The sequence below is a fragment of the Streptomyces sp. BE20 genome, from assembly GCF_036322525.1.
In the GTDB taxonomy this organism is placed as follows: domain Bacteria; phylum Actinomycetota; class Actinomycetes; order Streptomycetales; family Streptomycetaceae; genus Kitasatospora.
The window spans coordinates 88,853-101,379 of the sequence record NZ_JAQYWW010001090.1; the positions used below are offsets into that span (position 1 = coordinate 88,853).

Sequence of the window (12,527 nt, forward strand, 5' to 3'; positions counted from 1 at the left end):
CACTTTCTGAGACGACGGGACGGAGAGAGCCACGTGGCGCGCAGCGTGTACGTGACCGGGATCGACCGGGGGGACGGGCGACAGGCGGTGGAGCTCGGGGTCATGGAGCTGCTCACCCGCCAGGTGGACCGGGTCGGGGTGTTCCGTCCGCTGGTACACGCGCACGCGCCCGTGGGAGCGGCTTCCGGCCGCCCGGCCGGGGGAGAGCCCGGGTCGGACCACGTGGTCGAGCTGCTGCGGGCCCGGTACCGGCTGGACCTGCCGGCCGGCGAGCTGTACGGGCTGACGTACGAGGAGGCCGCCGCGCTCCAGGCCGCCCAGGGACAGGACGAGCTGGTCTCGGTCCTGGTGGACCGGTTCCGGGCACTGGAGCGGCGCTGCCAGGCCGTACTGGTGCTGGGCACCGACTTCGCGGACACCAACATCCCGGACGAGCTGGCCTTCAACGCCCGGCTCGCCAACGAGTTCGGCGCCGCCGTCCTGCCGGTGGTCGGCGGGCACGGCGAGGACGCCGCCACGGTGGTCGCCGAGGTCCGCAACGCCCACCGGGCCTACACCGACCTGGGCTGCGAGACCCTGGCGATGGTCGCCAACCGGGTCGCACCGGGCGCCAAGCAGCCGGTCCAGCGCAAGCTCACCGAGAAGCTGCCGATCCCCGCGTACGTCATCCCCGAGGAGCCGGCGCTGGCCGCGCCGACCGTCGCCCAGCTGGTCGAGGCGACCGGCGCCGAGGTGCTGATCGGGGACGCCGCCGGCCTGGCCCGGGACGTCCGCGGCTTCGTCTTCGGCGGCGCCATGCTGCCGACCTTCCTCGACGCGCTGACCGAGGGCGCCCTGGTGGTCACCCCCGGGGACCGCGCCGACCTGGTGATCGGCTCGCTGGCCGCGCACGCCGCCGGCGCGCCGCCGATCGCCGGCGTGCTGCTCACCCTCGGCCAGCACCCAGGGCCGAACGTGATGGCACTCGCCGCGCGGCTGGCCCCCGGCACCCCGGTCGCGGTCGTGCCGGAGGGCAGCTGGCTCACCGCCGCCGCGCTCACCCACCTGGAGGGCAAGCTCTCCGCAGCCAGCCCACGGAAGGCCGACATCGCCCTCGGCCTTTTCGAACTGCACGTGGACACGGCCGAGTTGACCAACCTGATCGAGGTCGGCCGGTCCGAGCGGGTGACCCCGATGATGTTCGAGCACGCGCTGCTGGAGCGGGCCCGGGGCGCCCGCCGGCACGTCGTGCTGCCGGAGGGCACCGAGGAACGGGTGCTGCGCGCCGCCGAGATCCTGCTCCGCCGCAACATCTGCGACCTCACCCTGCTCGGCGAGGTCGACGCCGTCCGCCGCAAGGCCGCGGGCCTGAGCATCGACCTCCCGGCCGAGAACCCGGCCGCCGACCGCGCCCAGGTCCGGATCGTCGACCCGACCACCAGCCCGCTGCGCCGCCAGTTCGCCGAGCTGTACGCGAAGCTGCGGGCGCACAAGGGGATGACCGTCGAACTGGCCCTGGACGTGGTCACCGACGTCTCCTACTTCGGCACCCTGATGGTCCAGGAGGGCATCGCCGACGGCATGGTCTCCGGCGCGGTGCACTCCACCGCGGCCACCATCCGGCCCGCCTTCGAGGTGATCAAGACCTCGCCGGGCGCGGCCATCGTGTCGAGCGTCTTCTTCATGTGCCTGGCCGACAAGGTGCTGGTGTACGGCGACTGCGCCGTCAACCCGGACCCGGACGCCCAGCAGCTGGCCGACATCGCCATCCAGTCGGCCGCCACCGCCGCCCAGTTCGGCGTCGAGCCGCGGGTCGCGATGCTGTCCTACTCGACCGGAACCTCCGGCTCGGGTGCGGACGTCGACAAGGTCCGCAGGGCCACCGAACTCGTCCGCGAGCTGCGCCCGGACATCCTGGTCGAGGGGCCGATCCAGTACGACGCGGCGGTCGACGCCCACGTCGCGGCCACCAAGTTGCCGGGGTCCGAGGTGGCCGGCCGGGCCACCGTGCTGATCTTCCCGGACCTCAACACCGGCAACAACACCTACAAGGCCGTCCAGCGCTCGGCCGGCGCGGTCGCCGTCGGCCCGGTGCTCCAGGGACTCCGCAAGCCGGTCAACGACCTCTCGCGCGGTGCGCTGGTGCAGGACATCGTCAACACGGTGGCGATCACCGCCATCCAGTCCCAGGAACGCCGCGAAGGAGCAACGGCATGAGTGAAGGTACCCGCGTCCTGGTGCTGAACGCCGGCTCCTCGTCGGTCAAGTACCAGCTGATCGACATGCTGGACGGCGCCCGGCTGGCCTCCGGGCTGGTCGAGCGGATCGGCGAGGCCGGCGGCCGGCTGGTGCACACCCCGCGCGGCGGCGCCGAGCGGGAGAGCGTCCAGGTCTTCCCCGACCACGGCGCGGGGCTGAAGGCGGTCGCCGAGGAGCTGGCCGCCGACGGCCTCGGGCTGGACTCCCCGGAGCTGGCCGCGATCGGCCACCGGGTGGTGCACGGCGGCCTGCGGTTCACCGAGCCGACCGTGATCACCGACGACGTGCTCCGGGAGATCCGCCGACTGATCCCGGTCGCCCCGCTGCACAACCCGGCCAACATCACCGGCATCGAGGTGGCCCGCGCGCTGCGGCCCGACCTGCCCCAGGTCGCCGTGTTCGACACGGCCTTCCACGCCTCGATGCCGGAGCACGCCGCCCGGTACGCGGTGGACAAGGAGGTCGCCGACCGGCACCGGGTGCGCCGCTACGGCTTCCACGGCACCTCGCACCAGTACGTCTCGCGGGCCACCGCGCGACTGCTCGGCAAGGACCCGGCCGAGGTGAACGTGATCGTGCTGCACCTGGGCAACGGCGCCTCGGCGTCGGCGGTCGCGGGCGGCCGGTGCGTGGACACCTCGATGGGGCTGACCCCGCTGGAGGGCCTGGTGATGGGCACTCGTTCGGGTGATATCGATGCGGGCGTGGTCTTCCACCTGCACCGGGTCGGCGGGCTCTCGATCGACGAGATCGACGACCTGCTCAACCGTCGCAGCGGCCTGCTGGGCCTGTGCGGCGACAACGACATGCGCGAGATCATGCGCCGCGCGGAGGAGGGCGACGAGGACGCTCGGCTGGCGTTCGACGCCTACATCCACCGGCTGCGCAAGTACATCGGCGGGTACTACGCGGTGCTCGGCCGGGTGGACGCGATCGCCTTCACGGCGGGTGTCGGGGAGAACGCGGCACCGGTCCGGGCGGCCGCCACGGCCGGCCTGGACGGGCTGGGCATCGCGGTCGACCCGGAACTCAACTCGGTACGCTCGCGCGAGCCCCGGCTGATCTCCCCCGAGTACGCACGGGTGGCGGTCGCCGTCGTGCCCACCGACGAGGAGTTGGAGATCGCCCGGCAGACCTTCGCCCTGGTGCACCGGTCGTCCGAAAACTGACCCCCCGTCGTCTCGCTCCCCGGAATCCTTCGTCGGCGATTCCTCTCGATTCGGGCCGAATGCACCTATAACACGAACGGATAGACTGATCGATATGCGCCGAGCGAAAATTGTCTGCACCCTGGGTCCGGCGACGGACTCCTACGAACAGCTGAAGGCCATCGTCGAGGCGGGCATGAACGTCGCCCGACTGAACATGAGCCACGGCACCCACGCGGACCACGAGGAGCGGTACCGCAAGGTCCGCCAGGTCTCGGAGGACACCGGCAAGGCCATCGGCGTCCTGGCCGACCTCCAGGGTCCCAAGATCCGTCTGGCGACCTTCGCCAACGGCCCGGTGACCGTCGACAACGGCGACGAGTTCACCATCACCACCGAGGACGTCCCCGGTGACCAGCACATCTGCGGGACCACGTACAAGGGCCTGCCCGGCGACGTCAAGGCCGGCGACCCGATCCTGATCAACGACGGCGTCATCGCCCTGGAGGTCGTCAGCGTCGACGGCCCGCGGGTGCGGACCGTGGTCGTCGAGGGCGGCGTGCTCTCGAACAACAAGGGCATCAACCTTCCCGGCGCGGCCGTCAACGTGCCCGCGCTGTCCGAGAAGGACAAGGACGACCTGCGCTTCGCGCTGGAGCTGGGCGTCGACATGGTCGCCCTCTCGTTCGTCCGCAACGCGGCCGACGTCAAGGACGTCCACGAGGTCATGGACGCGGTCGGCATCCGGGTGCCGGTCATCGCCAAGATCGAGAAGCCGCAGGCCGTCGAGGCCATGGAGGAGATCGTCCTCGCCTTCGACGCCATCATGGTCGCCCGCGGTGACCTGGCCGTCGAGTACCCGCTGGAGCGGGTGCCGCTGGTCCAGAAGCAGCTCATCACGCTGGCCCGCCGGAACGCCAAGCCCGTCATCGTCGCCACCCAGATGATGGAGTCGATGATCCACGCCTCGCGCCCGACCCGCGCCGAGGTCTCCGACGTCGCCAACGCCATCCTGGACGGCACCGACGCGGTCATGCTCTCCGCCGAGTCCAGCGTGGGCAAGTACCCGATCGAGACCGTCCGCACCATGAGCCGGATCTGCGAGAAGGCCGAGGAGGAGCTGCTCTCCCAGGGTCTCCAGCCGCTCAACCCGGGCCGCAAGCCGCGCACCCAGGGCGGCTCGATCGCCCGCGCCGCGTGCGAGCTGGGCGACTTCCTCAACGGCAAGGCGCTGGTCGCGTTCACCAAGTCCGGTGACACCGCGCGCCGGCTCTCCCGGTACCGCTCGCCGATCCCGGTGATCGCGTTCACCCCGGACAACGCCACCCGCAACCAGCTCTCGCTGAGCTGGGGCGTCGAGGCCCACGTGACCGAGCAGGTCGGCTCGACCGACGAGATGGTGGCCCAGGTCGACGGCGAACTGCTCCGCATCGGCGAGCTGACCGAGGGCGACACCGTCATCGTCACCGCCGGCTCCCCGCCCGGCGTCCCCGGCAACACCAACATGGTCCAGGTCCACCACCTCGGTACCCGCAGCGACAAGTAGTCCCCCGCACGACGCCCGTGGGGCGGCTCCTCCGACCGGAGGGGCCGCCCCACGGGCGTTCGGTGCCGGTGTCCGGGCCGGAGCCCGCCCGGGGCTACTTCGCGTTGCCCACGTACGGGGTGTCGTCGTTGTAGAGCTGCATACCGGGGATCGTCAGGGTGCCGCCGAACTGACCGGCCTGGACGGCGGTGACGCCGGTCAGCTCCAGCCAGAGCGGCAGTTGGAGCTGACCTATCAGGTCGTACAGCCACTGCGGCAGGGGCCCGTCCGGCGTGAGGGTGAGCTCCCCCAGGTCGATCGGGATCGGCAGGCCCAGCACCTTGGACAGGTGGCCGGAGAGCCGCTCCACGTACATGGTGACGGTGCCGCTGCGCATGGTCGAGACCGAGCCGGGCGCGCCCTTGACGTGGAAGGTCTTGTCGTTGCCCTCCAGCGTCGACATGTGCAGGTTCTCGATGTCGACGCTCTCGACCTCGAACTTCAGCACCCGCTTGGTGCCGGTGGGCGTCTGGACGTTGACCACACCGAGCAGCACCGCGTGGTTCAGCACCAGCCGGGAGGTCTGCAGGGTCCAGTTCTGGTCCGGGACGAGGATCGGGTTGTCCGGCGGCTTGCCGGCCGGGTTGAGCGCCTTGGTGTCGACCAGGCAGTTCGGGTCCTTGGTCGGCGTGGCCGAGGCCGGACCGGAGGGCGTCGGGGTACCCGGCGCGGAGGACCTGGCCGGGGCCGACGGCGAGGAGCTCGCCCCGGAGCCCGCGGAGGAACCGGCGGTGGGCTTGGTGGAGGGCTTGGCGGCGGGCTTGGCCGAGGCCGAACCGCTCGGTGCTCCGGACGGGGTGCTGCTCGGGACACCGCTCGCCGTACCGCTCGGGGTGACGGGCGCAGGCGCGGTGGCGGTCGGCGCCGGTGCGGTCGGGGCGGGTCCGGTCGGCGAGGGCGCGGGGGCGGCCGGGGCCACCGCGTGGACGCCGGCGGACGGCGCCGCGGTCGGGCTCGGCGCACCGCCCGGGCGGACCAGGTCGATGACGCCCCCGACGATGTCGTCGATGAGCCCGGCCCGGGTGGCCCCGCCCGCGGTGCCGGCGGTCGCGGCCGGCGGCGGGGTCGCGGCCGGCGGCCGAGGTGCCGACGGCGCGGCAGTCGTCGGCGCGGCGGTCGGCGGGACGGCGGGCGTGGGGACGGCGGGCGTGGGGACGGCGGGCGTGGGGACGGCCGTCGGGGCCGTGGCCGGCCCACTCGCCGGTGGGGTCACCGGAGCGGTCGCCTCGGGAAGCGGGACCGACGGGCCCGGGATCGGCGGCGGCAGCTCGCTCTTCGGGACGGGCGTCTCGGCCACCTTCGGCGGCAGCGGCGCGGCGTCCGGCGCGGTGGCGCACGGCTTGCTCGCCGAGGTCTCGGCGATGGCCGAGCCCGGCGTGTAGGCGGCGGCCATCAGCAGGGCGGTCGGTACCGCGGCCATCGCCAGCGCGCGGCCGCGCAGGCGGATCCGGACGGGTGTCCGGGGCGCCGCGTGCCGGGCGGAGCGCGGGGCGGGAACGACGGGATCGCCCTGCCGCTCGTCGGGCTCGGTCACCGAACCTCCTCGGGCTCGCCGGCCTGCGGCGGAACTGTTCCCTCGGCGGGGGGCCCGGCCGGGCCTCCGACCGACGGTTCACCCTGGGCGGGGACGACCGGGAGCGGCGCGGTGGCGGCCTCGGCGGCGGTCCCCTCGGCGGCGAACGCCCCGGCGGCAGTCGTCCCGGTGGCGGTCCTCTCGGCGACGCCCTGGTCGGCCCCCGGGTCGACGGCCTCGACCGCCGCCTCCGGCACCGGCGCCCAGGCCATCATCAGCCCGCCGCCGATGAGCCCGGGCAGCAGGGCCAGGCCGAAGCCGGCCAGGTTCGAGACCGGGATCGAGACGAGGATGAGCAGCGTGGTGGCGACGCCCGCGAAGATCCGCACGGCGGGCTGGAACCAGGCGGTGAAGCCGAGCAGGATCAGCAGCACGCCGATGATCAGCGAACCGGCGCCCGCCGTGGTCGACATGGCGATGGTGACGCCGCCCAGCGACAGGTTCGCATAGGGGAAGTACAGGATCGGGACGCCGGCGATCATGGCCAGCAGACCGCCCCAGAAGGGCCGGGTACGACGGAATTCGCGGAAGTTCCGCCAGAGCCATCCGACCGGGTTCCGGTGTTCGGGCCGAGCGTCGGCCGTTGCGCTGGACATGGTGCAGCTCCTCGATGTCTCTACGAGGGAGAAACAGTGGCGTGGGGCCGGGACCGGCGGTCGCCCGCCGCCCCCGGCCCTGAAGGACCCCTCACTCGGGTGCGCCGACCGGCGCACCGTCAGACGAGGCTCAGAAGCACTCGTTGCCCGGGCCGTCGCCGCTCTTGAGCTTGAGGCTCAGACCGTTGAGGACGAAGGTGCCGGCCGACGTGGCGCGTGCGACCTGCTCGACGCCGGTGAGGTCGGCCTCCCTGGCGGCCTGGGCGAAGCCGACGGCGCCGGTCGGAAGCTTCTTGCCGGCTTCCTTGAGGGCCGGGTGGCCCTTCCAGCCCTGGGTCGCCGAACCGGTGAGGGTCGAGGCGTCCTGACCGATGTTGATGTCGGTGAACTTCGCGTCGGCCTTCAGCTGCTCCAGGTCGATCAGCAGGTTGTGCGCGGTGACCGGCTTGTCCTTGTCGGTACCGGCGTTCAGCTGGAGGGTGATCTTGCCGAGGCCGAGCGCCGAGAGGTCGGTCACCACCGACTGGCAGAGGTTCTCGATGATGGCGTCGTCGAAGGCCGAGACGGCGACCGGGTGCGGCGTGCCGTTGGCCTCGATGTCGACCGTGCCGAACTGGGCGAAGTTGGTGCCCTTGAGGTGCGAGGTCTTCACCTTGAACTGCTGGCCCGAGATGCTGAACGACGCCGCGAGCGCGCTGTTGGCGATCGAGACGCCGACCATCGCGGTGGCCGCGACGCTCGGCACCATCACCAGGGCGAAGCGCTTCCAGCGGGTCTTGCCGTGGGTCTGGGACATGCGTGTCCTCCTATCGGACGTACATCTCCGGCTCCCCGGCGGTGCGTCCCGCACCGGTGGGGGGCCTGGGATGGGAGAGAGCTACGTCCTCGGTAGCGGAGAGCGCCGTGACAACACGGGCGATCCCCCCGAGCGACAACCAGTGACCGCGCGGGCAGCGCGGCCTGACGAAGGACAGGAACCGCCGTGGGACCGCGGATACCCCCCTGCCTTCATGCCGGCGGCCGGGGCCGACGGCTGCCCGGTGGGGATCCCCCGCTCCGTCGTCCCCGGCCGGCTGCCGGGAGTTGGAGTGTGGGGACCGGGCGTGCCGATGCTGCTCGAATCCCGGGCTGAGCACAAGAGGTTCATTACTGACGGGTAATCCAACAGCGGACGGCGATGATCATGGAATCAGCCACATGAACACACAGAGTCACGAATTGAAGGAATCGTGACGGCGAAATCCCCCGGAAACATCAGTGAAACACCCGTGGACGGTCACATGTCGTGACCGTCCACGGGTGTTGTCAAGATTTGGTAAACCTCTGGCGCGGCGACCGGATTGTCGCCAAATCACCAGCGGCACCGCAGGTCGTCCACCGTGCCGGAACAGCGCCCTCCGGCCCGCCCGGCGGGCCCCGGAACGACAGGGCCTCAGAAGAGCACGCGCGCCAGTGCCTGGCGGGCCGCCGTGACCCGCGGGTCCTCGGTGCCGATGACCTCGAACAGCTCCAACAGCCGGACCCGGACGGCGTTCCGCTCCTCGCCGAAGGTCCTGCCCACCGTGTTGACCAGACGGCCGAACGCGTCCTCGACGTGCCCGCCCACCAGGTCCAGGTCGGCCGCCTGCAGCTGCACCTCGACGTTCTTCGGGTCCGCGGCGGCCGCGGCCCGGACCGCCTGCAGGTCCAGACCCTCCACCCGGCGGAGCAGTTCCGCCTGGGCCAGGCCGAGCTTCGCCTCGGTGTTGCCCGGCTGCTCGGCCAGCACGTTCTCGTACGCCTGGACGGCGCCGCCCAGGTCGCCCCGGTCCAGCGCGTCGTGCGCCGCCGCCAGGGCCGGGTCCTCGGGCCTGCCCGGCGCCTCGGCGGACTCGGCGCCGCCCGGCAGACCGGCACCGCCGACGATGCCGAAGCGCTGCTCGGCGACCAGGATCAGCTGGTCCAGCACCTTGCGGACGTTGGCCTCGTTCTCGGCGCCCTGGAAAAGGGGCACCAGCTGGCCGGCCACCACGGCCATCACGGCCGGGATGCCCTGGATGCCGAACTGCTGGGCGATCAGCTGGTTGCTGTCGACGTCGATCTTGGCGAGCACGATCCGGCCGGCGTACTCCTCGGCCAGACGCTCCAGGATCGGACTGAGCTGCTTGCAGGGCCCGCACCACTCGGCCCAGAAGTCGATGACGACCGGCACCTCGGTGGAGCGCTGGACGACCTCGGTCTCGAAGGTGTCCTCGGTGACATCGATGACGAGCGGGTAGTCGGCCCCGACCGGGGCGACTCCGTCCTCCTCGGCGGCGGCCGCCTGGCGGGCCCGCTCGGCCCGGGCCTGCTCGGCCTTCTGGGCAGCTTCGCCGGCTGCCTTCACTGCGGCGAGATCGACCGCACCGCGCAGGGCGGAGCTGTTGGGACGCGAATTCCGTGGCTGCATGGCACCATCCTCCCCCGTCCGCCCTGCCTGCGGGCACCACCTTCCGGAAAACCGACCCGCGCGGGCTGCGCGGCCTCGATTCCCCCGGTGGAGAACCCGACCCCCGATAACCTGAACCGTTCGGCGCGGATCCCCATCCGCACCCGTGCCGCTCCCGTCCCACGGGGTGGCGGCGCCTGGTCGTCGTCAGCTTTCGCTACGAGTCGTAGCGTAACTGGATCGAGGGCACCCGCCGCAACCCCCGCCGGCACTCCCGCAACGTGAGCTGCCCCACTTTCCGGCTCGGCCCGGCTGACCTGGACACGGTGAAGTCGCTACCGTTACCAGCCCCACCCATGTTACTTACCGGTAAACTGCAAGGAGGCCCGGTGCCGGCCCCCCAGCCCCCCGTGACCCCGGCGCACCCGGCCCGCCCGGACGAACCTCCGGAAACCCCGGAGAACTCCGACGGCGCGACCGTCCGCGCCAAGGGTCGTCCACGCAGCGCGGCCGCCGACCGCGCCATCCTGGACGCCACCCGCGAGACCCTCGCCGACCTCGGCTGGGGCGGTCTCACCATGGGCCACGTCGCCACCCGCGCGGGCGTCGCCAAGACCACCCTGTACCGGCGCTGGCCGTCCAAGAACGAGCTGGTGGTGGACGCCGTCGCCAGCCTCTTCGACGAGCTGGTGATGCCCGACCTGGGCAGCCTGCGGGCCGACATCGAGGGCGTGGTCGCCCAGTTCGCCGACCTGCTGGCCCGACCGGAGACCCAGGCGGCCCTGCTCGCCCTGTTCGCCGAGGGCACCCGCGACCGGCAGCTGCGCCGGCGGATCCGCGAGGCGATCGTCGACCCCCAGAAGAGACTGGTCCGGCAGGGCAGGGCCGCCGCCCAGGCGCGCGGCGAGCTGGCCCCGGACTGCGACGAGAAGACCGCCGGGGAGGAGATCGACATCATCTTCGACACCATCGCCGGGACGGTCGAGCACCGGGTGCTGGTCAGCGGCGAGCCGATCACCGGCGAGTGGACCCGGCGGTTCACCAACCTGCTGCTCGGGCCGTTCCCCAGCCTGCTGGCACCCTGACGGCGCCGCCGGAGCCGTCCGGCGGCGCCCCGACGGCCGAGAGCCGCCCCGCACACGGAGGTGCGGGGCGGCTCTCGGCCCGCCGGGGCGGGCGGGGTCAGAACCGGGCGGTCTCCCGGTAGATGCCCCACTCGTCGCGCAGCGCGTTGCAGATCTCGCCCAGGGTCGCCTCGGCCCGCACCGCGTCCAGCATCGGCGGGATCATCGACGCACCGGACCGCGCGGCGGCCAGCATCGCGTCCAGCCCGGCCCGGACCGCGGCGTCGTCCCGGGCCGCCTTGCGTGCGCCCAGCACCCGCACCTGCTCGCGTTCCACCTCGTGGCTGACCCGCAGGATCTCCAGCTCGGGGGTGACGCTGCGCGGGTGGCAGTTGACGCCGACGACCCGCTTCTCCCCCTTCTCCACCCCCTGCTGGTACTGGAAGGCCGCCTCGGCGATCTCGCCGGTGAACCAGCCGTCCTCGATCCCGCGCAGGATGCCGGAGGTGATCGGGCCGATCTCGTGGTCGTCCCGGCCCTTGTCGAGGATCTTCCGGAAGATCTCCTCGGCCTGCTGCTCGATCCGGTCGGTGAGCGCCTCGACGTACCAGGAGCCGCCCAGCGGGTCGGCCACGTTGGTGATGCCGGTCTCCTCCATCAGCACCTGCTGGGTGCGCAGGGCGATCTCGGCGGCCTGCTCGGAGGGCAGCGCCAGGGTCTCGTCCAGCGCGTTGGTGTGCAACGAGTTGGTGCCGCCGAGCACCGCCGAGAGCGCCTCGACGGCGGTGCGGACGACGTTGTTGTACGGCTGCTGGGCGGTGAGCGAGACGCCGGCGGTCTGGGTGTGGAACCGCAGCCACTGCGCCTTGTCGGTCTTCGCGCCGAACCGGTCGCGCATCCACCGGGCCCAGATCCGCCGGGCGGCGCGGAACTTGGCGATCTCCTCGAAGAAGTCCAGGTGCGCGTCGAAGAAGAAGGAGAGGCCGGACGCGAAGTCGTCCACGTCCATGCCCCGGGAGAGGCCCAGCTCGACGTAGCCGAAGCCGTCGGCCAGGGTGTACGCCAGCTCCTGCGCGGCCGTGGCCCCGGCCTCGCGGATGTGGTAGCCGGAGACCGAGAGCGGCTTGTACGCCGGGATGCCCTCGGCGCAGTACTGCATGAGGTCGCCGATCAGGCGCAGGTGCGGCTCCGGGGCGAAGAGCCACTCCTTCTGGGCGATGTACTCCTTGAAGATGTCGGTCTGCAGGGTGCCGTTGAGCACCGCCGGGTCGACGCCCTGGCGCTCGGCGGCGACCAGGTACATGCAGAAGACCGGGACGGCCGGGCCGCTGATCGTCATCGAGGTGGTGACCTCGCCCAGCGGAATGCCGCCGAACAGCACCTCCATGTCGGCGGCCGAGTCGATGGCCACGCCGCAGTGGCCGACCTCGCCGAGCGACTTGGGGTCGTCGGAGTCGTACCCCATCAGCGTGGGCATGTCGAAGGCGACCGAGAGGCCGCCGCCGCCGGCCTCCAGGATCATCCGGTACCGCTCGTTGGTCTGCTGGGCGTTGCCGAAGCCGGCGAACTGGCGGATGGTCCAGGTCCGGCCGCGGTAGCCGGTCGGGTGCAGGCCCCGGGTGTACGGGTACTCGCCCGGCCAGCCGATCCGCTCGAATCCCTCGTAGGCCTGCCCGGGGGCCGGCCCGTAGACGGGCTCGACCTCGTCCCCGGAGAGGGTGGTGAAGTCCGCGTCCCGCTTGCGGGCGCTGTCGTACCGCTGCTGCCAGCGCTGACGTCCGCGCTCGATCTCCTCGGCGTCCATGACCCCGAACTCCGCTCCGTACGGCCGCCGCACCAGCGGGCGACACTGCTGTTAGGACGTCCTACTAATTTACTCGGACGTCCTAGTAATTGTCGACGGACGTCCGGTACGA

The 12,527-nt window shown here is 72.1% G+C and carries 9 protein-coding genes; 4 read left to right on the forward strand and 5 right to left on the reverse strand.

Features of this window, described 5'->3' with window-relative positions; translation table 11 throughout:
- The first annotated feature begins 33 nt into the window (after nucleotides 1–33).
- The 3 genes from pta (at nucleotide 34) to pyk (ending at nucleotide 4,932) form a co-directional block, all read left to right on the forward strand.
- Nucleotides 34–2,196: a phosphate acetyltransferase gene (pta, locus tag PUR61_RS31900; protein ID WP_329882980.1), complete on the forward strand. Its 2,163-nt coding sequence runs from the start codon at nucleotides 34–36 to the stop codon at nucleotides 2,194–2,196.
- Nucleotides 2,193–3,407 (forward strand): acetate kinase, encoded by a 1,215-nt coding sequence (locus PUR61_RS31905; protein ID WP_329882981.1) that lies wholly within the window; start codon nucleotides 2,193–2,195, stop codon nucleotides 3,405–3,407. Before pta ends, PUR61_RS31905 begins: the two co-directional genes overlap by 4 nt.
- 94 nt (nucleotides 3,408–3,501) lie before the next feature.
- Nucleotides 3,502–4,932, forward strand: coding sequence for a pyruvate kinase (gene pyk, locus PUR61_RS31910; protein WP_329882982.1), 1,431 nt, complete (start codon nucleotides 3,502–3,504; stop codon nucleotides 4,930–4,932).
- Nucleotides 4,933–5,026: 94 nt separating this feature from the next.
- Here the strand turns inward: pyk and PUR61_RS31915 are convergent, their stop codons facing one another.
- From PUR61_RS31915 to PUR61_RS31930, 4 genes are all read right to left on the reverse strand, one after another.
- Nucleotides 5,027–6,505 (reverse strand): hypothetical protein, encoded by a 1,479-nt coding sequence (locus PUR61_RS31915; protein ID WP_329882983.1) that lies wholly within the window; start codon nucleotides 6,503–6,505, stop codon nucleotides 5,027–5,029.
- Entirely contained in the window at nucleotides 6,502–7,140 is a 639-nt protein-coding gene (locus tag PUR61_RS31920) for a DUF6114 domain-containing protein (protein ID WP_329882984.1), read from the reverse strand. Before PUR61_RS31920 ends, PUR61_RS31915 begins: the two co-directional genes overlap by 4 nt.
- A gap of 130 nt (nucleotides 7,141–7,270) precedes the next feature.
- Nucleotides 7,271–7,936: a DUF6230 family protein gene (locus PUR61_RS31925; protein ID WP_329882985.1), complete on the reverse strand. Its 666-nt coding sequence runs from the start codon at nucleotides 7,934–7,936 to the stop codon at nucleotides 7,271–7,273.
- A gap of 636 nt (nucleotides 7,937–8,572) precedes the next feature.
- Nucleotides 8,573–9,568: a tetratricopeptide repeat protein gene (locus PUR61_RS31930; protein WP_329882986.1), complete on the reverse strand. Its 996-nt coding sequence runs from the start codon at nucleotides 9,566–9,568 to the stop codon at nucleotides 8,573–8,575.
- A 503-nt stretch (nucleotides 9,569–10,071) separates the two neighbouring features.
- On the opposite strand from PUR61_RS31930, the gene PUR61_RS31935 reads away from it, so the two are divergent.
- A complete protein-coding gene (locus PUR61_RS31935) occupies nucleotides 10,072–10,632 on the forward strand; it encodes a TetR/AcrR family transcriptional regulator (protein WP_329883200.1) in 561 nt (186 codons plus the stop codon).
- A gap of 97 nt (nucleotides 10,633–10,729) precedes the next feature.
- Here PUR61_RS31935 and PUR61_RS31940 read toward each other — a convergent pair whose 3' ends face one another.
- Nucleotides 10,730–12,415 carry an acyl-CoA mutase large subunit family protein gene (locus PUR61_RS31940; RefSeq protein WP_329882987.1) on the reverse strand — a complete coding sequence of 562 codons (1,686 nt, stop codon included), beginning with the start codon at nucleotides 12,413–12,415 and terminating at the stop codon, nucleotides 10,730–10,732.
- Nucleotides 12,416–12,527: the final 112 nt, after the last annotated feature.